Source organism: Nocardia sp. NPDC055165 (assembly GCF_053606985.1).
The window spans coordinates 223,926-246,555 of sequence record NZ_JBSGSS010000001.1 but is presented as its reverse complement, the minus strand read 5'-3'; the positions used below and the strand labels follow the sequence as shown (position 1 = coordinate 246,555).

Genomic DNA, 22,630 nt, shown 5'->3' with positions numbered 1-22,630 from the left:
TCGCGGTCGCTACGGGCGTGGGTTGGCCTGGAACAACTGCCACATCCGGTTCAGCATCTCGGTGCGCCGCGTGCCTGTCGGCCAGGAATGGCTGCCGCCGTTGTAGACCCGCCACAGCACTTCGGTGCCGGATTCGCAATCCCAGTGCCGCGAGTCCTTGACGTCGGTGCCGCCGTCGGGCTGCTCGTTCTGGCACGGACGGTTTTCCCAGCTCCAGTACATGACGTGGCTGTAGGCGATGGGTTCGATGACGGTGGTGTCGTTCGCCGAGGCGAACACGCCCCACGAGACCGCGCGCGCGGGATCGCATCCGGTCGGTGGTGGCGCCGGTGCGTACACCGCGCCGGACGCGAAGACCTCGGGCGCGGTGCAGGCCGCGCGCGAGGCCATCTGACCACCGTTGGAATGACCGGTCAGATGGATGCGGTTCGGCGCCACACAGTATTTCGTGCTGACCTCGGTCACGACCTTCTTGATATGGGTCACGTCGGCCGCGTCGGCGTTCCAGCCCCAACCGGGTGTGCCGTCCGGCTTGTTCTCGGTCTTGATACCACGCGGGTAGACGACGATGAACTTGTGCTGATCGGCCAGGGCGTTCCAGCCCGACACCGCCTCGATTCCTTCGGGTCGGTCGTAGCCACCGTGGATGGCGACAACCAGCGGCGCACCGGCGGATACCCCCGCGGGTACGTGGACGCGGTAATACCGGCCGTCGAACGGGACATTGTCGGGGACCGGCGTCGTCGAACATCCGGTGGCCGGGCTTTCGAGAACCGCGTTGTCGGCGGAACCGGGCGCGGCCGCCGCCACCGCGAGTAGTAGGGCTGCGCAGGACGCGCCGAAGAGCGCGGCCAGGCGTTTCGTCGGAGAGGACGCCACGGAAACTCCTTGTGTGCGAACAGAATTGCACGTCGCACACTACGCGTACAGTGATGTTCTTTGATGCCGATTCACGGACACAGGCGGAGTCCGGCGCGCCGGGCCACTCGGGCTCAGAGGTCGAGGACCAGGCGTTTTCCCGCGCAGCGCGAGACGCAGGCCAGGGTGACGCCCGCGGCGTGTTCCTCGGGGGTCAGCGCGCCGTCGCGGTGGTCGGGGGAGCCGTCGGTGACGTGGACGACGCAGGTGCGGCAGAAGCCCTGGCGACACGAGTAGGGCTGGTCGGGGCGGACCGCGAGCAGTGCGTCGAGCATGGTCTGGTCGGCGGCGACGGGCACGACCTCACCGGTGCTCGCCAACTCCACTTCGAACGCGGTGCCGTCGACGACCGGTGCGGGAGAGAACCTTTCGGAGTGGAACTCGATGCCCGCCATCGTGCGCACCGCGGCGACGAGGGCGGCCGTCATCGGGGTGGGTCCACAGCAGTAGATCGCGGTGTCGTGATCGACACCGTCGAGAAGGTCTGTGGCACCGGGTGTTCCGTGCTCGTCGTCGGTTCGCACCACGACGTGTCCGGAGAGTTCGGCGAGCTGGTCGAGGAACGGCAGGGTGTCGCGGCTTCGCCCGCAATAGACCAGCGTCCAGTCGATGCCGAGCCGGTCGGCGGCGCGCGCCATCGCCAGGATCGGGGTGATGCCGATACCGCCCGCCACGAAGTGCAGGCGTTTCGCCGAGGAACCACGCCCGGGCGGCGCGAACGGGAACGCGTTGCGCGGTCCGCGGACCACGACCTCGGTACCGACCGGCAGCTCGTCGTGGACCTCGATCGACCCGCCACCGCCCTGCGGAATGCGGCGCACCGCGATGCGGTACTCGCCGGTTTCGGCCGGGTCGCCGCACAGCGAGTACTGCCGCAGACGCCCGGACGGGAGTTCGATGTCGATGTGCGCGCCCGGTGCCCACCGGGGCAGCGCAGCACCGTCGGGGGCGCGCAGGCCCAGATCGACGACGGCCTGGTCCTGCGCCACCAGCACCCGGTCGGTGACGACCACCGGGAAGCGGGCGTCGTCGGCCCTGGTGAGGATCGGTCGGCGATTGATCAACGTCGACCAGCGAACTCGCAGGTTGGCCACGGTGTCGATCACCTTGGTGGTCGGATCGTGATCGTGCTTGCCGTACAGGTCCGGCGGGATCGCCTCGGGCGCGGGATACACGGTCACTGCGCCGCCGCCCTGGCCGCCGGGGACTTGGCGAGGTAGGCGATCGCCTGTTCGGTGGAGCCGACATTCGCCGGGTCGTAGCGCGGATCGAAGGTGGACCCGGCGCTGATCAGCAGCGCCGGAATACCCGGCAGCGCACCGCGCCACATCGCCCCGAGGATCTTCCAGATCAGCGTGGGGTAGCCCATCTTCGGTAGTTCGGGATCCTGATTGACCAGGAACTTGGTGCCGCGCACGAGCAGACTGAGCAGGATCGGGATGACGATCAGCATCATCGCCGCACGGCGCAGGTAGCCCGCGCCGAAGTAGATCGCGACATCGTGGGCGACACTGCGGTGTTCGACCTCCTCGGCGCCGTGCCAGCGGAACAGGTCGAGCACACGCGGTTCGGCGCCGTGTTTTTCCAGGTCGGCGTTGAGAATCCAGTCGCCGAGCCAGGCGAAGAAATGCTCGAGGCTGGCAATGAACGCCAACCGCTCGACCAGCCGGGTCTGCGCCTGTTGCGGGCTGCCCTCGCGCGCGCCGAGGGAGTTACGGAACACGTACTCCATCTGGCGGGTGTAGGGCGCGGTGTCGATGTGGTGGGCCGTGAACACCTGGTCGAGGACCTTGGCATGGGTTTCGGCGTGCATCGACTCCTGACCGATGAATCCGAGCATGGCCTCGCGCACCTTGGCATCGCGCACGTAGGGCAGCGCGTCGCGGTAGGTGGCGCAGAACATCCGCTCGCCCTCGGGCAGCAGCAGGTTCAGCGAGTTCACCACGTGCGAGGCGATGGGCTCGGACGGCATCCAGTGCAGGGGCGCCGAGGTCCAGTCGAACTTCACATTGCGTGCCTGCAGCGCCACATCAGGTGCGCGCACGGTCCTGGCCGTGCGACGGAACGGGAGTTTCATCGGGTCTCCTGTGCGAGGGGAGCGGAGTTGTCGTGGCCAGCGCGCAGGAACCGCCCGGTTCCCCAGTCCGCGCCGATGCCGGGCGCTACTTCGCCCGCGCCGAAAACCCGGCGGCCGTTGACGACGGTGGCCACGACGGCGCGGTCGTTGCGGTTGACCATCCGGTCGAGGCCGAATTCGGGCAGCGGAGCTTCGTGGAGCTGATGTACCTGCTCGTCGAGCCCGGCCGGATCGATGACCACCAGGTCGGCTCGACCGCCTTCGCGCAGGTGACCGGCGTCGATCTGATACCAGTCGGCGAGCTCGCCGGTGAGGCGGTGGACGGCACGTTCCACGCTCAGGAACGGCTTGCCGGCTTCCTGTGCCCGCAGCACCCTTTCGAGCAACCGCAGCGGGAAGTTGTAGAACGACATGTTGCGCAGGTGCGCCCCGGCGTCGCCGAAGCCCATCTGCACGCCGGGGCTGGCGGCGAGCTTGTTCAGGTACTCGGGGCGATCGTTGGCGATCGTGGTGCGCCAGCGCAGCGCCGGACCGTACTCGACCACCATGTCGAGGTAGGCGTCGACGGGGTGCAGCCCGCGGTCCTTGCCGACCTGCCCGATCGACTTGCCGACCACCGATTCGTCAGGGCAGGCGATGATCTCGGCATCGAAGAAGTTGCGGTGCCAGATGCGCGGGGTGAACTTGTTGTCGTACTGCTTGCGGAACCAGCGACGGTAGGGCTCGCTCTGGAGCAGCTCGTTGCGTTCGACCTGGTCTTTCAGATGCAGGGCCGCGGCACCGGCGCCGAACTCCTCGAACACCACCAGGTCGATGCCGTCGGCGTAGACGGTGAACGGCACGGGCAGGTGCTGCCAGCGGAAGTCGGTGCGCGCGAAGCGATTCAGCAGCGGCGCGGCGTAGAGCATGAACCACACCAGCGGCGGGTAGGCCTTGGAATCGGCGGCCGAGAGCAGCGAGGTGCGCAGCTTGGGCCGGCCGATGCCGGCGCTGCCGACGAAGAACTTGGCGATGTTGGGGTTGAAGCCGACCGTGGGGGCGCTCTGCAGCACCCGATCGCGCCGACGCAGCACCTTGTTGAGCGCGCGCACCTCTTTGCCGCGGGTGTAGGTAGACGGCAGCGACCGCGACCGGTATTCCTCGCCATCGATCTTGTCGAGCTTGTTCGTCATCGACGACAAACCGAGGAAGCCGGCGTCGACCGCCGCGTCGAGCAGGCTGGTCATCTGCTCGATTTCGGCGGCGGTGGGCTTGGTGTCGCGGGTGACCGCTCGCCCGAGCCCGAGCACGTGCGTGCGCAGATCGGAGTGACCGAGGAACGCCGCCACATTGGGGCCGAGGGGCAGCGAATCGAGTGCCTTCGCGTACTCGGCCGGGTCCGACCAGGTGCGGTGCTTGTCGAGGGCGCCCTGAACAGCGTCGCGCGGCACGGCTTCGACGCGGCTGAACAGGTCGGCGCAGTCGGCGTTGGAGGCCAGGACGGTCGAGAGCGAGCAGTTGCCGACGACGACCGTGGTGACGCCGTGGCGCAGCGACTCCGACAGTTCGGGCTTGAGCAGCATCTCGGCGTCGTAGTGGGTGTGCACGTCGACGAAGCCGGGCAGCACCCACTTACCCGCGGCCTCGATCACCTCGGTGTCGGTGCCGATCGGTAGCGCGGTCGCGGAGACGGCCTCGACGATGCCGTCACGGATGCCGATATTGCGCCGGGCGGCGGGGGCGCCGGTGCCGTCGAACCAGAGACCGTCGGTAATGACGATGTCGAAGTCGAGCATGTGCTTTTCTCTCATTCGTCGTTACTTGGGCTGAGCCTGGATGAACGCGTCGGCGTAGCCGGCGATCGCGGCGGGGTCGGAGTAGGGCAGCCAGTGCCCGCGCGACAGGTCGTGGCGCACGACCTGATCGGCCCACTTCGCGGTGTCGTCGTAGCCCGCGGGGCGCACGGCGATGTCACGGGTGTTGACCAGCAACTGCACCGGCACGGTGGTGCGTCGTTCCCGTGGCCCGAACATGCGGGCCAGGATGTTGGCCCGGTAGAAGCGCAGCCCCGAGATCATGTCCTGTTTCAGGGTCGGCGCCAGCGAGATCTGCTCCGCGGAGGTGCCCTCGACCGCGCGAAGGAACAACTTCCAGATCTTCTCGGTGCCCACGAGCCGGAAGAACAGGTCCGGCAGGATCGGCAGCATGAAGAAGGTGGTGTAGGCCGAGGACAGGCACTGGCTGAGCGCGCCCCAGATCCCACGCGGGGTTCCCGACAGCACACCACGGCGCATCCAGGTGGCCAGGTGGTCGAGGTTGGGGCCCGAGATCGAGGTGAACGACGCGACGTACTGGTCCGCGCCCGGTTCGCACACCGCTTCCCAGACCTGGACCGAGCCCCAGTCATGGGCCACGACGTGCACGGGTTCGGTGGGGCTGACGGCCTCCACCACGGCGAAGAAGTCGGTCGCGAGCTGGTTCAGCTCGTAGGCCGACACCTGGGTCGGCGCGCTGGATTGGCCGTACCCGCGGGTGTCGTAGGAGATCACGCGGTATTTGTCCGACAGCAGCGGAACGACGCCGTCCCAGAGGTGATGGGTATCGGGCCAACCGTGGACGAGAACCACCGGAATGCCGTCTTGTGGGCCGAATTCGTAGACAGCGAGTGAAATGTCGCCGTTGCGCACCAGATGCGTTCTGGATGACGCTGCCCCGGGAGTGTGGTTTCCGGTTTCGCGCGTCATACGAGACTCCTTCCGGCACGGGGCTTCGTTGCTCCGTGCGCAATCAATAGTACCGCCGGTACCATTTTCTGGTACGCGTAGTACCGGGAATATCTTGAGGATCGAAAGGGCCGCTGTCAACACCCCCTCGGAGTCCGCCCGCGATACGGCGGCCTGTGCCTCGCCGGGCGCCGCTATCCTGGCCGTACGCGAAGGGCGGATCAGGGAGAACAGTGACTACATCGTCTAGGCCGGCTCGCCGGTCGCCCGTACGGTTGCTCACCCGCGAACAGGTCATCGCGGGCGCGGTGCGGTGCATCGACCGCGACGGACCCCAGCTGAGCATGGAGGCGCTGGCTCGCGAGATGGGCGTCGCCAAACCGCGTCTGTACCGCATGTTCGCCGACAAATCCGAGCTCGACGGCGCGGTCTCGGACTGGCTCGTCGCGCAGATCTACGCGGCCGTCGCGCCGGATCTCTCGCTCATCATGCAGCCGCCCAGGGTCACGATCCATCGGTTCCTCACCGCCTACGCCGGGGTCATCGCCGAACATCCCGACGTGTTCCGGTTCCTCGTCCTCACCCAGAGCGTCTCGGGCGCCGACCCGGACGCTCGCCCGTTGGACATCGGTCGGCGCCTGTCGCACGATCTGGCCGAGCGCAGCCGCAGTGTGCTGTCCTCGGTCGCGCTCGATACCGACGGTATCGATCATCTGCTGCGCGGCATCGTCGGATTCGTCATGGCCGTCACCGACCTATGGCTCGACACCGATCCCGTCCCGCTGCCGGACCCGACCGCACTGTTCGTCGATCGGACGACCAATGCGGTCGTGCAGTTGTTCGACGGCTTTCTCCGCGAGAAGGGCGTCGTCATCAAGCCCGATATGTCGGTGGCGGCGACTCTGGCCACCATCACCGAGAACGCGCCGCCGCCCGACTGACCCCGGTTGCCTCCGCGCGATGCACGGAGGCAACCGCCGTTGCTGGATCAGGCCTTCATCTCGTAGGTCCCGGCCAGCGCGCGCGCCCTGCCGAGTACCCGTTCGAAACGGGATTCGTCGAAGGCAGGCCGGCGAACCAGGTCGAGGGCCCGGCGCTGCTGGGTGGGGGTGGCGGTCGGCTTGTTGTGCAGGTTGAGCGCGTTCGCGGAGAAGGTCCGCACGAAGCCGTCGAAGATCTGGTCGATCACTGCCCGGTCGGTGTCGTCGATGCGCGCCTGCTCCAGCACCAGCTGCGCGTAGGGCACCGCGGTGAACAGCTCACCGAACGCGAACAGGAAGTCCACGTCCTTCTGCTGCGACGAGGTCGGGGCGGCGACCGCGAGCAGCGCCTGCAGCGCGAGAACCTGCTCGAGGAACACCGCCACATTCGCAACGTCGCGGAAGCTCTCGAACACCGGGCGCCAGTCCGCGAAGCGAATGCGGCCCAGGCCACTGCTCGGGCCCTGCCGGAACAGGAACTCGTCGTCGGCGGTGTCGTGCCGGGAGGGCACCGGAGCGTAAGCGGCGCTGGCGAATTCGGCACGCAACGGCTTCACGACCGCGCCCAGACGCGGGGTGATCTTGCGGCTCGACCACGTCAGGGCGCCGGCGACCGCACGAGTGGCTCCCTTGGGTGCCACCGAGGCACCCGGCAGCGACTGCATCGCGGCCAGACCGGCGTCGGCGGGGTGGAACATGTAGTTGGCCATGAACTTCAGCGACAACGCCATGTTCACGTGGACGGTGCCCTCCAGTCGCGGCAGGCCGAACATGGCCGTCATCGCGACCGGGAAGTACATGTCGTTCTCGAACCCACGCGCGGCGATCACGTCGGCGAGATCTTCGATCACGCGCTGGCCCTGCCGGGTTACCGACATCTTCTCGATGGCGTTGAACAGCAGGTAGCGGCGGTCATCGGGCGAGGCCGAGCGCATGTAGTCCACCGCGCGTGCGCTGTAGAGCTTCATCGCGGCGATGCGCGCGTAGGAATCGGTGATCAGCGCCCGCACCTGGGGGAACTCGGTGACCCTGTGCCCGAACAGGATCCGGTTCTCGGCGTGGTTGATCGCCTCGTAGAAGGAGTGCTCACAGGCGCCGACCGCACCGAAGCCGAGGTTGAACTTGCCCACGTTGACCGTGTTCATCGCCGCGTGGAACGCGTCCTCGCCACGGTGGAGGATGTCCTCCTCGGCGACGGGGTAGTTCTCGAGATCGAACGCCGCGACATAGATCTGGCTGTTGACGACATTCTTCCTCAGCTTGTACGCGTCGTGCTGGGAATCGGCGACGAAGAAGAGATACCCCTCGTAATCCTGCTGCGTCGGCTTGCCCCGCAGTGCCGCGGCGCTGTCGATGATCGGCTTGTCCGAACGGCGCCCGAACACCGAGACCATCGAGGCCAGGTTGCCGTTGCCGATGTAGTGCTTGCCGCCGGTCGCGGTGTAACCACCGTCGGGCTGCGGGTCGACGATCATGTCGGTGGAGTACACGTCGGCGCCGTGTTCCTTCTCCGACAGGCCGAACGCGAAGATCTCCCCGGAGTCGAGCTGGGCAGCGGCCTTCTTCTTGGCCACGGCGTTGTCGCTCTGCCAGATCGGGCCGAGGCCCAGGATGGTGACCTGCCAGACGTACCAGTAGGTCATGCCGTAGAAGCCGAAGATCTGGCTCAGCATGGCATTGCGCGCGGTGTCCCAGCGCTTGTCCGGGTCACCGGCGGCCTCGGCCGCCGGGGTGAGGAAGGTGGCGAACAGCCGCTCCTTCTTGGCGAAGTCGAGGAAGTCCGACGGCCAGACGCGGGACCGGTCGTCGTCGAGCAGCTGGGTCTTGCCGCGGCTCTCGAACCAGTCGACCGTCGCGCGCAACAGCCGGCGCGTCTGCGGGTCGAACTGCGCGAAGTCGGCGGTGTTCGGGTTGAAGAAATCCTGGGGCATCGTCGCTCCTCTTGCGGGCGTCCAGCACGGTCGGACGGTTCATTCGCCACTGTAGCATTTTCGTACATCGGTGTAGGAATGCCGAGGTGGTTGCTATGGTGGGCGCATGGGTAGCGAGACGGCACTGCAGCGGCGAGGGCGGGCCGCGCACCTCGGCCCCGAGCGGCGCAGACCGCAGGTGCTCGACGCGGCGCTCGCCATCGCCGCCGACGACGGCATCGCCGCGGTCACGATGGGCGCGGTCGCCGACTACATGAAGGTCACCCGCCCGGTGATCTACGCCTGCTTCCCCGACCGGGTCGAGCTGATCGACGCGCTGATCCAGCGCGAGGAGAGTTTTCTGATCTCGGGTGTGCTCGACGTGTTGCCGCCGCGCGCGACCAACGCCGACGAGACGGTGTTCGTCGAAGGTTTCCGCACCCTGCTCAACAAGGCGGCCGAGCGCCCCGATGCCTGGCGCCTGATCTACGGCAACCCCGATCCCGCCGTCGCCGGTTCCTTCGGACGTGGTCGTCAGCTGGCAGTCGAGCGCTGCACGGCGTTGCTCCGGCCCACCCTGCTGGCCTGGGGAGTCGACGACGCCGAACGCAAATTGCCCGCGCTGGTGGAGTTATGGGTCTCGGCCGCCGAAAGCGCGGTCCGCACCCTGTTCGCCCACCGCGACGAGTGGAATCCCGATGACCTCGGCGCCTTCGTCGGCTCGGCGGTCTACCGCGCCATGCGCAGCGCGTGACGCCTGCGGCGTAAGCGGCGCGCGGGGGTGCGATCGATCGACCCCGGGGCCGTCGGGTCAGTGCGTGGGTGAAGGTGTGCGGGTGGACAACCGCACACTGTCGAGGAAGTCCGCGATCGTCGCCCAGGTGGTGTCGCGGGCGGTGGGGCCCGCGATGATGCCGAGATGGCTTCCCGGGACCTCGGTGAACCGAACCCGCGCCGCGCCGGTGAGGACCCCGATGCCTGCCGCGACCGACGCCGACGAGGCCAGCGCGTCCTTGGTGCCGCCGATCAGCTGCGTCGGCGCGGTGAGTCCGGTCAGATCGATCGCGCGATGCGGGCCCAGATGCACTGTGCCCTTGAACATTTCGTTGCGGATGATCAATTGCCGGTAGGCCTGACGATAGAACCGGCCCGGGTAGCCCGGCATGGTGTCCATGAACCGGTCCACCGATTGCATGCGGGCCAGTGCCTCGGTGTCGGCGATATTGCGGGCGATGTACCAGGGCTTGGTGAGTTCGCGGTCGATCGACTGGATACGGAAACCCGCCCGCACCCCGTACTTCGGCACGCCGCCTGCCACGCGGACCGGCACGGTGACCTCGCGGCCGCCGGTGAGCTGCCCGAATTTGCGGGCCAGCGAGATCTGACCGTTGCGGCGCTGATCGAACGGGGTTCCCACCGCGGTGACCGAACCGATCGGCAGGTCGGCGTGCCCGGCGGCGGTGAGCACGCTGATGGTGCCGCCGAAGGACCAGCCGATCAGGTCGACGGGGGAGTGGCTGTTGTCCGCGCTGACCGCCTCGATCGCGGTGGGCACGATGTCGTCGACCCATTCCTCGAAGCCGAGATCGCGGTCCGCGTAGGTGATCTCGCCGTAGTCGAGCACATAGACCTCACGTCCCAGCTCGAGCAGGAATCGCACCAGGCTCTGGCTGGGTCGCATGTCGTAGCAGGAGATCGTCACCGCCAACGGCGGCACGAGCAGCACGGGATCGCCGGTGGCGGGGGTGGAGCGCCGGTAGCGCAGCAGCCTGCGGTGCGGTTCGTCGTAGACGATGTCCGACGGCGTCGGCGCGTACGGCTCGACGCCGTCGTTGAAGAGCGCGACCACGTTGCGCAGTGCAACCGACAGGGGGCCCATGTAATTCTCCGGAACGTCGAGACGGTGGGAGAAAACTAACTGTAACTCCCTGTATCACCATATCTTGTCCCTGAGGCTTCCTCCGAATCCGCGGGCGATCCACGCGGCCGCGCCCCATGCGAGCAGGGCTCGGATGGGGCGTGTCGCGGGTGGCGGACGGCGGCGCGGGTCAGGGTTTGCGGGCGACCGCGCCGTACGCCGAGATCGGGAGGACCTGGCCCACCTCGGCAGTTTCCGGACGCCACTGGGTGATCGAGACGACGCCCGGTTCGACTACTTCCAGCCCGTCGAAAACACCGCGGATCTGGGCCTGCGGGCGCGGGACATACGGTGTGCCGCCGGTGCCGGTGTAGTTCTCGCACAGGGTGACGTAGGCCTGGCTGTCGTCGGTGCCGTCCCAATAGATCAGGTAGCTGCCCGAGGGCACTGCGCCGACCACGGTGCCCACGATGCGCAGCAGGTCGTCGTAGGTTTTGGCGTGACCGAGAACACCCATGAACATCACCGCGATCGGCTCGTTGAAGTTCAGCACATTGCGCGCGTCGGCGACGATCTGTTCGGGGTCGTGGAAGTCGGCGTCGATGTAGGTGGTGACGCCTTCGTCGGTGGTGCTGGTGAGCAGTGCGCGCGCGTGGGTGAGCACCAGAGGGTCGTTGTCCACGTAGACCACCTTGGCGTCCGGGGCGACGCCCTGGGCGACCTCGTGCGTGTTCTGCATCGTGGGCAGGCCGGTGCCGATGTCGAGGAACTGCTTGATGCCGCGTTCCTTCGCCAGGAAGCGGACGGCCCTGATCAGGAACTGGCGCGACTGCACGGCCATGGTCGAGATGTCGGGGTCGACCGCCAGCCCGGCGTCGCCGGCGATCTTGTCGATCTCGTAGTGGTCTTTACCGCCCATCCAGTAGTTCCAGATCCGTGCTGAATGGGGGATATCGGTCCTGATCATCGGGGTCTGCACGTCGGCCATGAGCCTTGCTCCTCTGCAACTTTGACAGTGGCGCGCCCACCCAGGGGAGAACCACCAGCGACATAGCATCTGATCTGGCTGCGACAGTACAAGATTGGCACTGAAACGGTCGGGTCAATCCGTGAACGTTCACCGCTGCGTGCGACGGCCGGAATCGGGTAAAGCCGCTCCATGACGACACTGCGCAGGAATGCTGTAGCCACCGTGTCCGTCGCCGCCATCGATCTGATGTGTGGCGCGCAGGCCGATCCGGACACCCCCATCCGGGAAGCCGATCTGACGGGTGTTCTCGTGCCCAAGTGACACCGGAAGCCCGGTCCGTGGGTATCCGTTCCGGCAGCGCCGATAGTTCGATCTCACTGTGTGATCCCCATTCCAAGTGTTCACTGCGACAGAGACGTTCGGCCGGTAGCATCGCTAACGGCCCGTAAGGGCTAGTCCAGCAAGATGTTTCGCTGCGACCTCGGAAGACGGGGTCTGCGAGGCGCCGGGTGATCGAGAGGTTTCACAATGGAAACGGTGACGAATCGGGTCGTAATGGACCCGACTGGGCAAGACATTCAGGGTGAGAACCTCGAGATCAGGTCGCATGGTCCCGCCACCAGGGTCGAGCTGCCGGGCGGGGTGCAGGCATGGTCGATCACCGACGCCGCGCTGCTGGAGAAACTGCTCGTCGATCCCCGGGTCTCCAAGGACGCGAGCCAGCACTGGCCCGCCTTCGTCGCCGGTGAGATCCCCCCGGATTGGCCGCTGTACCTGTGGGTTTCGGCGCCGAACATGTTCACCGCCTACGGCAGCGATCACCGCAGGCTGCGCAAGCTGGTGGCGCCGGCCTTCACCGCGCGGCGCACCGAGGCCATGCGCGCACAGGTCGAGCGCATCACCACCGAACTGCTCGACGAGCTGGCAGCCACCCCGGCCGGTCAGACCGTGGACCTGCGCGAGCAGTTCGCCTACCCGCTGCCGATCCAGGTGATCTCGGAGCTGATGGGCGTGCCGGAATCGCTGAACCCCGGCCTGCGCACCTGCATCGACGGCATCTTCGACACCTCGCTCACCCCGGAGCAGTCGCAGGCCAACTACATGGAGATGTACCGGATCCTCGGTGAACTGGTGGCGTTGCGGCGCGAACAGCCCGGCGACGACATCACCAGTCTGCTGATCGTCCAGCGCGACGAGGACGAGGGCCAGCTCACCGAGGAAGAGCTGGTCGGCACGCTGCTGCTGGTGATCTCGGCGGGTCACGAGACCACCGTGAATCTGCTCGATCAGGCCATCACCGCTCTGCTCACCCGGCCCGATGTGCTCGCGGGCGTGCGCGAGGGCACGATCACCTGGCCCGATCTGGTCGAGGAGACGCTGCGATTCGAATCACCGGTCGCGCATCTGCCGTTGCGTTTCGCGGTGGAGGACATCGACATCGACGGTATCCAGTTCGCCAAGGGTGACCCGATTCTGGCCAGCTACGCCGCGGCCGCGCGTGACCCGAAGCTGCACGGCGACACCGCGGACGAGTTCGATCCCACGCGCGAGAAGCAGTCGCACATGGCATTCGGCTACGGCGCGCACCACTGCCTCGGTGCGCCGCTGGCCCGCCTCGAGGCACTGGTCTCGCTGCCGGCGCTGTTCGAGCGGTTCACCGAGCTGAAGCTCGCCGCTCCCGTGACCGAACTGGGCACTGTGCCCAGCTTCATCTCCAACGGCCACCGCCACCTGCCGGCTTACATCCACGGCGCGTAGCGCCGAACTCGCTCGGCCGACCCGCGCGGGTCGGCCGAGCGAGGGGATTCAGTTGCCGGGCACCACCAGCGGTGCGGTGCTCGGGAACATCACCGGCAGGCCCGCCAGCGCCCGGTGGAAAGGCCCTGGCCGCCAGACCAATTCCTCCGGCGGCACCGCGAGCTCGAGTTCGGGCAGCGCGTCGAGGAGCTGGTCGATGGCTTCCTGGGCGATCAGGTAGGCGGGCGACTTCGCCGGGCAGCCGTGCGGGCCGGTGCTCCACGCCAGGTGCGCGCGGTTGTCGAGGAAATCGCCGGTCCCGATCGCGGGATCGTTGTTGCACGCGGCCATGCTGATGACGACCGGCTGATGCGCGGGCAGCCACACATCGTCGACCAGGATCGGCTGTCGCGGATACGTGGTGCAGAAGTTGGCCATCGGCGGGTCGGTGTAGAGCACCTCGTCGAGTGCGTCGCGGGTGGACAGGCTACCGCCGAGCAAGCTGCCCGCGAATCGCTGATCGGTGAGCATCAGCCGCACCGTATTGAGAATCAGATTGAGCATCGGCTCGATCCCCGCGCCGTACATCGTGAGTACCTGGTTCATCAGCTCCTCGTCGGTGAGCCGCTGCGGATGCTGTACCAACCGGGTCGTCACGTCGTCGCCGGGTTCGCTCTGCTTGAGCCGCACCAGGTCGTAGAGCGCGTCCTCCATCATCTGCGTACCGCTGGCCGCGGTGTCGCCGCCCTCGAACATCTGCGCCATGCCGGTCGCGATGTGCCCGCCGATATCGGCGGGCACACCGAGCATCGCGTTGATGGTGGCGAAGATGACAGGAAAGGCATACTGGCTCAACAGATCCGCGCGGCCGTCCGCGCAGAAGGAGTTGATCACCGGCATCGCGATCTGCTCGACGGTGCGATGCAGCTGGTACAGGTCGACACCCGCCAGGCCCGCGACGGTGACCTGCCGGTGGCGCGTGTGCTCGGCGCCGGCAGTGCGGATCGCGTTGGGGCGGTAGCGCATCATCGGCAGGACAGGGCAGTCGGCGGGGATGTCGCGCTGCCACATCTTCGGGTCGGCCGGAAAATGGTCGGGATCGTTGAGAATCTGTACCGCGGTGCGGTAGCCGATCACGAGGGTGGCGGGGACCCCGGGCACCAGATCGACCGGTACCAGCGAACCGAAGCGGTGCCGCATCTCGCGGTAGGTGCTCTGCGGGTCGGCGGCGAATTCCGGCGAGTACAGCGGCACCCGGTCCTGGCCGCTGCGCGAGTCCGGCGAAACATCCAGTGTCACAGCGAGTACTCCTGAGTCGAGGATCGGTGCCTCGGCGACGCGCCGAGTTCGTGGCCGACCCTGGCGGCCAGCTCGTTCATGCGATGGGCGATGAGCGCGAGGTCCACATCGCCGGTGGTGGCGACGCCGAGCAGGGTGCCCGCGCCCGCGGCGGTGATCAGCACCATGCCCTCGTCGTATTCGGTCATGTTCTGGCGCACGGTGTTCGCCAGTCCGCCACAGAACTCACCGAGCACCTTGCCCAGCGAGCGCAGCCCGCACGCGGCGGCCGCGAAACGCTCCGCGTCGTCGATGGAGATGGCGCCCGAGTGCGCCACGCGTAGGCCGTCCTCGGATAACAACACCGCGAAGCGGACGCCGTCGAGCGCCAGGTCGTCCAGCAGCCACGCGAGGCGGTTGGTGCTGTTGGAGATCGGAGTACTCATCAGCTGTCGTGCCCTTTCGTCGAGCGTGCGGCCGCGGCGCGGCCGTGTCTGGAGCCGCTGTGCCAGGCCGCCGCGAGCTCGGGGCGCGCGAGCACCTCGCCGGTGTCGGCGCGCTCGTCGGCCGGGGCCACGGTGCGGCGCGTGCGTTTGGGCAGCCCGCCGGTGGTGCGGTCGAGCTCGGCCACGTCCAGCTCGGGCGCCGACGCGCTGATCTCGGAGACAGGTGGTGGTGGCGCGACCGGTTCCGGCGCCTCGGCATGCTTGGGCCGGTGCACCTCGGTGGCCGTGACGAGCAGCGCCGCGGGAACGAACACCATCGCCCTGGTGCCGCCGTAGATATTGGGTCCGTCGACATAGGCGGCGAAGCCGTAACGGCGTGCGAGCGCGGCGACACCGGGGAACCCGACCCGCGGTGACGGGCCGAGGGCGTTGATGTCGACAACGCGCTCGCCCGAGAGCACCTGGCGCGCCTCCTCCATCTGCTCGTGGCTCATCCGCACGCCCGCGTCATCGATGATCACGGTGACCCCGTGATGGCCCTGCTGGTAGGAGATGTCGACGAACGACGACGGCGGCGAGTAGCGCAGCGCGTTGTCGAGCAGGGTCGCGACCGTGTGCACCAGCGGCTCCACCGCCCGGCTCATGACCACCAGTTCGCAGTGGCCCGTGCGCACGCGCAAATAGTCGCGCACCCGGCCGGTGGCGCCGCCCACCACGTCGCCGACGGTCTGTTGCGGCCAGCGTCTGCCCGGCAGCCCGCCCGAGACGATGACGTAGGCCTGGGCCTGACGGATCATCTGCTGGACGGTGTGGTCGATCCGGGTGAGTGTCGCGTAGACCTCGTCGTTGCGGTTCTCCCGCAGCGCGTTGCTCACGACCTGGCCCACGTCGGCGCCGAGACTCACCACGGTGGTGCCGAACGCGCGCACGGCGTTGCTGGTGGCGGCGCGGGCGTCGGCGGAGACCTGGGCGCGCGTCGCCTCGTGTGCCGCCTCGACCTGTGCCACGGTGCGCTGTTCGGCCGCGCGGTCGGCGAGTGCCGCGTCGTGTTCGCACGCCCGGAGTTCCTCCGCGTGGGCCAGCGACATCTGCTCCATCGCTGTGTTCTTGGCGTGGAGATCGCGCTCGGCCGCCGCCAGGCGGGCGCGGATCTGACGTTCGTTGCGCAGGGCCTGCAGCGCGACAGCGACCGCGCCGAGCAGGACCAGTGTTGCGATGGAGAACAAGAAGACCGCGAGCGTCGGAGTCATCGGTTCCTTTGTCGTCTGTACCGACCGAAGAGCCGTGGTGGCCGGGTCCTCGCCGGTCTCTCCGACGAGACTTCTCGCCGCGACCAGCCCTCACACCGAGTGCGCCGCACCACAATTGGGCACCGCGCACGTGAGTTCGGTCGAAACCGGACTCGCTGCCCGGCGTTTCGGCGATGCGGACACGTTAGCAGTGCGAATCGCCGAGTGCACGAAACGGGTTGCTGCAGAACGTGACTCGCATTGTCGTGGAGAGCCGTGAATTGATACCGACGGTTGATCCTCGGCGTGTACGGTTGAACGCATACAGGTCAGCCGTGGACCAGCGGCGACCAACGCGTCGTCGCCGCACCCGGCCTCGAGTCCTGGCTCATCCTTCTCTCGTCTCCCCGCTGCGGCGCCGTCGATCGATTCGAGGAAGAACCTGCATGACCAGCGATCTCGACGACGACCCGTCCGACGTGCCACCCGCCGACCCCGAGGAAGAGGACCCGACCGTTCATTGGCCCGAACCGAGCCCGCTGCAATCGTGGTGGACCGACATCATGGGCGCGAAGAAACCACGCCGGTTCGGTCAACAGACCTGACCTCGGCAGCACGACCCCAGGGCCGCACCGTTCTCGGTGCGGCCCTTGTCGTGTGCGGGCTGTGTTCGCCGGGGTATTGACCTGGACGCGGTGTCCAACCTAAATTACATGGACACCGTGTCTCAGGTATTCGGGACACACGGCACACGGGAGTGCGTTCATGACACAGAAGGTGTTCGTCGTCGGCGTCGGCATGACGAAGTTCGAGAAGCCGGGTTCGCGGGAGTGGGACTATCCGGACATGGCCCGTGAGGCGGGGACCAAGGCGCTCGCCGACGCCGGAATCGACTACGACCGGGTGCAGCAGGCCTATGTCGGTTATGTGTACGGCGAGTCGACCTCGGGTCAGCGCGCGGTCTACGAGCTGGGGCTGACCGGTATTCCGGTGGTCAACGTGAACAACAACTGCTCGACCGGTTCGACCGCGCTCTACCTGGCGGCGCAAGCGGTGCGCGGTGGGCTCGCCGAGTGCACCCTCGCCTTGGGTTTCGAGAAGATGCAGCCCGGCTCGCTCGGTTCGACCTACGACGACCGTGAGCAGCCGATGATGAAGCACCTGCTGGCGCTGGCCGAGCTGCAGGAGTTCGCGATGCCGCCCGCGCCGTACATGTTCGGTGCCGCGGGCAAGGAGCACATGGAGCTCTACGGCACCACGGCCGAGCAGTTCGCCAAGATCGGCGTGAAGAACCACCAGCACTCGGTGAACAATCCGTACGCGCAGTTCCAGAAGGAATACAGCCTCGAGGAGGTCCTCGCGGCGAAGCAGATCTACGGCCCGCTGACCAAGCTGCAGTGTTCGCCGACCTCCGACGGTTCCGGCGCGGTGATCCTGGCGAGCGAGGACTTCGTGGACCGGCACAACCTGGCCGACCGCGCGGTCGAGATCGTCGGGCAGTCGATGGTCACCGACCTCGCCTCGACGTTCACCCGCCCGACCGCAATCGATCTGGTCGGCTCCTCGATGTCGCGCACTGCCGCCGAAGCGGTGTACGCCGAGGCCGGTTTCGGGCCCGAGGATGTCGATGTCATCGAGCTGCACGACTGCTTCTCCACCAACGAACTGCTGACCTATGAGGCTCTGGGCCTGTGCGCGCCGGGGGAGGGCGGCCGGCTCGTCGACGACAACGCCACCACCTACGGCGGCCAGTGGGTCGTCAACCCGTCGGGCGGTCTGATCTCCAAGGGCCACCCCCTCGGCGCGACCGGTCTGGCCCAGTGCAGCGAACTCACCTGGCAGCTGCGGGGCACCGCTGACGCCCGCCAGGTCGCCGACGCGCGAATCGCCCTGCAACACAACATCGGTCTCGGTGGCGCGGTCGTGGTGACCGCCTACCGCCCCGCCAACCGCTGACTTTTCCCCTACCGAATCACACCAGGAGTAACCCCATGGCATCTGTGTCCGTTTCCACCGCACTTCCCGTCGCACCCGAGCTGGCCTGGGCCCGGCTCAGCGATCTCGCCAACTGGGAGGAATGGCTGACCATCCACCAGGGCTGGCGCGGCGATCTGCCCGCCGAGCTCGCCGCGGGCGCACGCTTCACCGAGGTCGTGTCGGTGATGAACATGGCCAACAAGATCGAGTGGACCGTCGCCGAAGTGGTGCCGAACTCGTTCCTGCGCATCACCGGCGCCGGCATGGCCGGTGTCACCATCGAATTCGCGTTGAAGGTCGACGCCACCGACACCGGCTCCTCGGCCGCGTTCGACGCGAGCTTCAAGGGCGCGATGATCGTCGGCCCGATCGGCAAGGCCGTCGCCAAGCACGCCGAAGCCGACCTGAAGGAGTCGATGGCCAAGTTCACCGAGCTCGTCGGTTCGGCCGCATGACCACCTCGGAATCGGCCGGAGTCGTCTTCGACGGCTCCGCCCTGGGGGAGTGGACCGACGAAGAGCGGTTCTCGGTCACTGCTGAACGAATCGCGCAATACGCCGCGGCGACCAATGATCCGGTCCCCGCGCACCGGTCGGGCGAGATCGCGCCGCCGGTGTTCGCGGTGGTGCCGGTGTTCACCTCGATGGCGCCCGCCGCGCTGTCGGTCGCGCCGGTGGAGCTGCTGATGAAGCTGGTCCACGGTGAGCAGGACTTCCTGTTCCACCGTCCGATCCGGGCCGGTGACGAACTGGTGGTGCGGGCCAAGCCGATCGGCTACGTGGGCCGCCCGAACGGCTCCACGGTCGTCATCTACGCCGAAACCCGCGACGCGGCGGGTGAGCTCGTCAACGAACAGTGGATGACCGCGTTCTTCCGCAAGGTCGACGCCGGTCCCGGTGAAGGGGAGCTCGCGCCCACCCACCGGATCACCGACGAGGATCGGGCAGGCGATCCGGCCGCGTCGGTCACCGCCCACATCGACGACGACCAGACCTTCCGCTACTCGCCGGCCTCGGGCGACCCGATGCCGATCCACCTCGACGACGAGATCGCCCGGATGGCCGGGCTTCCCGGCATCATCAACCACGGTCTGTGCACCATGGCGTTCACCTCGTGGGCCGCGCTGACCGAACTCGCAGGCGGCGACACCGCGCGCCTGCGCAGGCTGGCCGTGCGATTCGCCAAGCCGGTGCTGCCCGGCCAGGACATCACCACCACCTTCTGGCCCACCGAATCCGCTGATCCCGGGGTGCGGGCCTACGCCTTCGAAACCGAAGCCGCGGGCCAGATCGCGATCACCGACGGTCGCGTCGAAATCAACTAGGAGACAAGACTCATGGGAAAACTCGACGGTCGTGTCGCGGTCATCACCGGCGCCGGTCGTGGCATCGGCCGCGAACACGCGCTGCTGTTCGCCCGCGAAGGCGCCAAGGTCGTGGTCAATGACCTCGGCGGCGCCAACGACGGCACCGGTACCGACGCGGGCCCGGCCCAGCAGGTGGTCGACGAGATCGTCGCCGCCGGCGGTGCCGCGGTCGCCAACACCGACAACATCGCCACCTGGGACGGCGCGAAAGCGCTGGTCGACCAGGCGGTCAGCGAGTACGGAACGCTGGACATCGTGGTGAACAACGCGGGCATCCTGCGTGACGCGTTCATCGCGGGCATGGACGAGTCGCAGTGGGATTCGGTCATCGCGGTGCACCTCAAGGGCCACGCCGCCACCCTGCATCACGCCGCCGCGTATTGGAAGGCACAGTCCAAGGCCGGTACCCCGGTGTCGGCGTCGGTGATCAACACCGCCTCGGCCTCGGGCACGTTCATGCCCAACGCCGGTCAGGGCAACTACGGTGCGGCCAAGGCCGGCATCGCCGCGCTCACGCTGGTCGCCGCCGACGAACTCGAACGCTACGGCGTACGCGTGAACGCGATCGCCCCGATCGCGCGTACCCGCCTGACTCTGGCCACTCCTGGCATGGGCGCGTTGTTCGCGGCCGAGGTGCCCGAGGGTGAGTTCGACGCGTTCTCCCCGGCCAACATCTCCCCGCTGGTCGCCCATCTCGCCGAGGCCGACTGCGCGATCACCGGCAAGGTGTTCGCCGTGCAGGGCGGGGCGATCGTCGAGCTGGCCGGCTGGCACGACGTGCGCACCGTCGAGACCGACGGACCGTGGACCATCGACGAGGTGGCCGCCCAGCTGAAAGAGACCAACTAGCCATGGCGCGCAACAGTTATGAGCTCGGGGTCGGTGTCAGCGAGGACCATCTGGCCCTCGCCGACGCGGTCGCCGGTTTCGTCGAGCGGACCATCACCGCCGAGGTCGTCCGGGCCGCGGTCGAGTCGACCGACGCGGGCAAAGTCCTGCCGTTCTGGGACGGCCTCGTCGCCCAGGATCTGCTCAGCCTGCACATCGCCGAGGATCTCGGTGGTCAGGGCGCCGGTCTGCTGACGCTGGCCGTCGCGCTCGAACCGCTCGGGCGTGGCCTGCACACCGGGCCGTTCGTGCCGACCGTGCTCGCCGCCGCGGTGCTGGCCGCCGCGGATGACATTCGCGCCGAGGGCAATCCGAGCCTGGCTCGGATCGCCGGGCTGGCGGACGGGTCGCGCACCGGCGCGGTGGCCCTGACCTCGAACCTGACCGGCACGCTCACCGACGGCACGTTGACCGTCAGCGGAACGGCCGACGGTGTGCTGGGGGCGGTGTCGGCCGATGTCGTCATCGCGCCCGTCGCGGTGGCCGGGGAACAGCGGTGGGTCGTCTTCGAGAACATCGAACTGACCGTCAGCGCGCAGGACGGCATCGATGTGCTGCGCGGTTCGGCACGGCTGCAAGCGGATGCGCTCGAGCTCTCCTTCGACCGGGTGCTCGAGGTGAGTTCGGCGCGCGTGCGGTCGGTGGCCGCGGTGGTGCTCGGCGCCGAAGCGGTCGGCGTGATGTCGTGGTGTGTGTCGACCGCGTCGGAATACGCCAAGACCCGGGTGCAGTTCGGTCGGCCGATCGGTCAGTTCCAGGGCGTCAAACACAAGTGCGCCCAGATGGGCATCGCGCTGGAGAAGGCGCGTGCCGTGCTGTGGGACGCCGCCTACGCTCTCGATCGCGACGACGACACCGCGGAGTATGCCGCAGCTGTCGCGGCGCTGATCATCCCGGACGCCGCGGTGCAGGTCGCCCAGGAGTGCATCCAGGTGCACGGCGGGATCGGCTTCACCTGGGAGCACGACGCGCACCTGTACTACCGGCGCGCTCTCGCGCTGCGCGGGCAGCTCGGCGCGCGTGACGAACGAGCCGAGGCGGTGGCCGGCTACGCGCTGTCGGGGCTGACGCTGTCGAGCGAGCTGGAATTGCCTGCCGAAGCCGAGCGGATCCGGGCGGCGGTCCGGGCCGAGCTGGCCGAGATCGCGGCGATCGATGACGAGGACGACCAGCTCGTCGCGCTCGGCGACGGTGGCTGGAATCTCCCGCACCTGCCGCGGCCCTACGGCCGCTCGGCCTCGCCGCTCGAACAGGTGGTGATCGCGCAGGAGATCAAGACCTCCGGTATCCAGATGCCGCAGTTGCTGATGGGCACCTGGGCGGTCGGCGCGTTGGTTCCACACGGTGACGAACGGCAGAAACAGGAACTGGTCGTGCCGACACTGCGCGGCGAGCTGGTGTGGTGTCAGCTGTTCAGCGAGCCGGGCGCGGGTTCGGATCTGGCGAGCCTGACCACCAAGGCCATCAAGGTCGACGGTGGCTGGCGGGTGAGCGGACAGAAGATCTGGACCACGGTCGCGCAGTTCTCGGACTGGGCGATGCTGATCGCGCGCACCAGCCCCGACAAGCCCAAGCACGAAGGCATCACCTACTTCGTGCTCGACATGTCGAGCCCCGGGATCACGGTGCGCCCGCTGCGGGAGATGACGGGATCGGCGCTGTTCAACGAGGTGTTCCTCGATGAGGTGTTCATTCCCGACGAGAACGTGGTCGGGGCGGTCGACGACGGCTGGCATGTGGCCAGGACGACACTGGCCGGTGAGCGGGTGGCGCTGAGCCAGAAGATGGAGGCCTACGCCACCGATACCGACCTGCTGCGCTTCGCGATCGGCCGCGATCTCTCGCCGGTCGCGCGCTACCGGCTCGGCGAACTCATGGCCGAGAGCCGAGCGGTGGACGTGATCAGTTCACGGGTGGTGCTCAAGCAGCTGTCCGGCATCGACGTATCCACCACGTCCAGTGTCGGAAAGCTGTTGGGAATGGCGCTGGGACAAGCGATTTCGGAGTACATCGTCGCCGAACTCGGTGTCGCCGGTGTGGTGTCGGTGCCCGGTGAGCGCAGCGACCACGCGATGGAACAGCTGATCGCGGGCCGTGCCACCACCATCTACGGTGGCACCACCGAGGTCCAGCTCAATGTCATCGGTGAACGGATGCTCGGCCTGCCACGCGACGCCGCGGCGCAGGGGTGAGTGCCCCGGGCGTCGGGCAAGCGCCCGGCGCCCGGGCGATCGCCGGTGCCCGTGCGCGGCCGGATCGGTGGAATCGCTGGACTACAGTTCGTCGTTGTATTC

Annotated in this window: 21 protein-coding genes; 10 read left to right on the top strand and 11 right to left on the bottom strand. The window is 67.7% G+C overall.

Annotated features, from left to right (window positions below; genetic code table 11):
• Positions 1–9 precede the first annotated feature (9 nt).
• The 5 genes from ACWFRF_RS01245 to ACWFRF_RS01225 form a co-directional block, all read right to left on the bottom strand.
• Complete coding sequence (locus ACWFRF_RS01245; RefSeq protein ID WP_379314632.1) at positions 10–879, bottom strand: alpha/beta hydrolase family esterase; 870 nt, start codon at positions 877–879, stop codon at positions 10–12.
• Between the two features lie 113 nt (positions 880–992).
• Positions 993–2,099, bottom strand: a complete 1,107-nt coding sequence (locus ACWFRF_RS01240) for a PDR/VanB family oxidoreductase (RefSeq protein ID WP_452448426.1) — start codon at positions 2,097–2,099, stop codon at positions 993–995.
• Complete coding sequence (locus tag ACWFRF_RS01235; protein WP_378989793.1) at positions 2,096–2,995, bottom strand: metal-dependent hydrolase; 900 nt, start codon at positions 2,993–2,995, stop codon at positions 2,096–2,098. Before ACWFRF_RS01235 ends, ACWFRF_RS01240 begins: the two co-directional genes overlap by 4 nt.
• Positions 2,992–4,770, bottom strand: coding sequence for an N-acyl-D-amino-acid deacylase family protein (locus ACWFRF_RS01230; RefSeq protein WP_387447029.1), 1,779 nt, complete (start codon positions 4,768–4,770; stop codon positions 2,992–2,994). Before ACWFRF_RS01230 ends, ACWFRF_RS01235 begins: the two co-directional genes overlap by 4 nt.
• Positions 4,771–4,791: 21 nt before the next feature.
• Positions 4,792–5,718 (bottom strand): alpha/beta fold hydrolase, encoded by a 927-nt coding sequence (locus ACWFRF_RS01225; RefSeq protein ID WP_452448425.1) that lies wholly within the window; start codon positions 5,716–5,718, stop codon positions 4,792–4,794.
• Positions 5,719–5,930: 212 nt separating this feature from the next.
• Between ACWFRF_RS01225 and ACWFRF_RS01220 the strand changes: the two genes are divergently transcribed.
• Positions 5,931–6,638 carry a TetR/AcrR family transcriptional regulator gene (locus tag ACWFRF_RS01220; RefSeq protein ID WP_378989796.1) on the top strand — a complete coding sequence of 236 codons (708 nt, stop codon included), beginning with the start codon at positions 5,931–5,933 and terminating at the stop codon, positions 6,636–6,638.
• Between the two features lie 47 nt (positions 6,639–6,685).
• Here the strand turns inward: ACWFRF_RS01220 and ACWFRF_RS01215 are convergent, their stop codons facing one another.
• Complete coding sequence (locus ACWFRF_RS01215) at positions 6,686–8,608, bottom strand: acyl-CoA dehydrogenase family protein (protein ID WP_387446995.1); 1,923 nt, start codon at positions 8,606–8,608, stop codon at positions 6,686–6,688.
• 106 nt (positions 8,609–8,714) lie between these two features.
• On the opposite strand from ACWFRF_RS01215, the gene ACWFRF_RS01210 reads away from it, so the two are divergent.
• Positions 8,715–9,341 (top strand): TetR family transcriptional regulator, encoded by a 627-nt coding sequence (locus ACWFRF_RS01210; protein ID WP_378989799.1) that lies wholly within the window; start codon positions 8,715–8,717, stop codon positions 9,339–9,341.
• A 57-nt stretch (positions 9,342–9,398) separates the two neighbouring features.
• Here the strand turns inward: ACWFRF_RS01210 and ACWFRF_RS01205 are convergent, their stop codons facing one another.
• Both ACWFRF_RS01205 and ACWFRF_RS01200 read right to left on the bottom strand, forming a co-directional pair.
• Entirely contained in the window at positions 9,399–10,466 is a 1,068-nt protein-coding gene (locus tag ACWFRF_RS01205) for an alpha/beta hydrolase (protein ID WP_452448424.1), read from the bottom strand.
• A 169-nt stretch (positions 10,467–10,635) separates the two neighbouring features.
• Positions 10,636–11,433, bottom strand: coding sequence for an SAM-dependent methyltransferase (locus ACWFRF_RS01200; RefSeq protein WP_378989801.1), 798 nt, complete (start codon positions 11,431–11,433; stop codon positions 10,636–10,638).
• 171 nt (positions 11,434–11,604) lie between these two features.
• Here ACWFRF_RS01200 and ACWFRF_RS01195 point away from each other — a divergent pair, with 171 nt between their 5' ends.
• Positions 11,605–11,736: a hypothetical protein gene (locus ACWFRF_RS01195; RefSeq protein ID WP_378989802.1), complete on the top strand. Its 132-nt coding sequence runs from the start codon at positions 11,605–11,607 to the stop codon at positions 11,734–11,736.
• Positions 11,737–11,943: 207 nt separating this feature from the next.
• A complete protein-coding gene (locus ACWFRF_RS01190) occupies positions 11,944–13,173 on the top strand; it encodes a cytochrome P450 family protein (protein ID WP_449960967.1) in 1,230 nt (409 codons plus the stop codon).
• A gap of 48 nt (positions 13,174–13,221) precedes the next feature.
• Here ACWFRF_RS01190 and ACWFRF_RS01185 read toward each other — a convergent pair whose 3' ends face one another.
• Genes ACWFRF_RS01185 through ACWFRF_RS01175 form a run of 3 tightly spaced genes read right to left on the bottom strand, consistent with a single transcriptional unit; the run spans position 13,222 to position 16,126 of the window.
• Positions 13,222–14,445 (bottom strand): cytochrome P450, encoded by a 1,224-nt coding sequence (locus ACWFRF_RS01185; protein WP_387447030.1) that lies wholly within the window; start codon positions 14,443–14,445, stop codon positions 13,222–13,224.
• A 2-nt stretch (positions 14,446–14,447) separates the two neighbouring features.
• Positions 14,448–14,876: a roadblock/LC7 domain-containing protein gene (locus ACWFRF_RS01180; protein ID WP_378989804.1), complete on the bottom strand. Its 429-nt coding sequence runs from the start codon at positions 14,874–14,876 to the stop codon at positions 14,448–14,450.
• Entirely contained in the window at positions 14,876–16,126 is a 1,251-nt protein-coding gene (locus ACWFRF_RS01175; protein ID WP_378989805.1) for a sensor histidine kinase, read from the bottom strand. The genes ACWFRF_RS01180 and ACWFRF_RS01175 overlap by 1 nt, the downstream gene beginning before the upstream one ends.
• 425 nt (positions 16,127–16,551) lie before the next feature.
• On the opposite strand from ACWFRF_RS01175, the gene ACWFRF_RS01170 reads away from it, so the two are divergent.
• The 6 genes from ACWFRF_RS01170 to ACWFRF_RS01145 all read left to right on the top strand — a co-directional run bounded on the left by ACWFRF_RS01170 (position 16,552) and on the right by ACWFRF_RS01145 (position 22,528).
• On the top strand, positions 16,552–16,710 hold the full coding sequence (locus tag ACWFRF_RS01170) for a hypothetical protein (RefSeq protein ID WP_378989807.1): 159 nt from the start codon (positions 16,552–16,554) through the stop codon (positions 16,708–16,710).
• A 160-nt stretch (positions 16,711–16,870) separates the two neighbouring features.
• Positions 16,871–18,061 (top strand): lipid-transfer protein, encoded by a 1,191-nt coding sequence (locus tag ACWFRF_RS01165; protein ID WP_452448423.1) that lies wholly within the window; start codon positions 16,871–16,873, stop codon positions 18,059–18,061.
• 35 nt (positions 18,062–18,096) lie between these two features.
• Entirely contained in the window at positions 18,097–18,537 is a 441-nt protein-coding gene (locus ACWFRF_RS01160; RefSeq protein WP_101462898.1) for a type II toxin-antitoxin system Rv0910 family toxin, read from the top strand.
• Positions 18,534–19,406, top strand: a complete 873-nt coding sequence (locus ACWFRF_RS01155; RefSeq protein WP_452448422.1) for a MaoC/PaaZ C-terminal domain-containing protein — start codon at positions 18,534–18,536, stop codon at positions 19,404–19,406. The genes ACWFRF_RS01160 and ACWFRF_RS01155 overlap by 4 nt, the downstream gene beginning before the upstream one ends.
• A gap of 12 nt (positions 19,407–19,418) precedes the next feature.
• Positions 19,419–20,297: an SDR family oxidoreductase gene (locus ACWFRF_RS01150; RefSeq protein ID WP_378630878.1), complete on the top strand. Its 879-nt coding sequence runs from the start codon at positions 19,419–19,421 to the stop codon at positions 20,295–20,297.
• 2 nt (positions 20,298–20,299) lie between these two features.
• Positions 20,300–22,528 (top strand): acyl-CoA dehydrogenase, encoded by a 2,229-nt coding sequence (locus ACWFRF_RS01145; RefSeq protein WP_452448421.1) that lies wholly within the window; start codon positions 20,300–20,302, stop codon positions 22,526–22,528.
• The last annotated feature ends 102 nt before the right edge of the window (positions 22,529–22,630 follow it).